We start from the raw sequence: 442 nt of genomic DNA on the forward strand, positions 1-442 counted from the left end.
GTAATAGCCGTTGTTGCGGACACGGTTGCCATTGCCTAATGTGCTGTTGCGCTCGTCGTCCAAATCGGCGCGGTTGTGTACGAAATCGCCAAACAGGCGGGCTTCCAATGTGCCGTATTTATTCAGGTCAAACCATTGGTTTACCTCCAATTCCACGCCGTGAAGCTGGGTATCGCCGGAGCGCCAGTATTTGGTTGGCAGGCGTTGGCCGCCGTCATGTGCGGCATCTACGAGGAAGGTGTAGTCTTTAAATTGGGTTTTATACCAGCTTGCACGGAAGCGGCCGTCTTTCCAACCGATTTCTCCGTTTACCTCCCAAATGCCTGCTGTTTCCGGACGCAGTACGTCTACTCCCCAGTGTGATTCTGAAGCCATCAGGGCATAGTGATCGCCACCTGCATACAACTCGTTGACTTCAGGAGCGCGTTGTGAACGGCTGTAT

General features: G+C 53.4%; 1 protein-coding gene. It reads right to left on the minus strand.

Features of this window, described 5'->3' with window-relative positions:
* A partial coding sequence (locus tag ACTHUE_RS20435; protein WP_440424324.1) for a TonB-dependent receptor domain-containing protein occupies positions 1-442 on the minus strand: 442 nt, incomplete at both ends.

The organism is Neisseria sp. P0021.S005, from assembly GCF_051956955.1.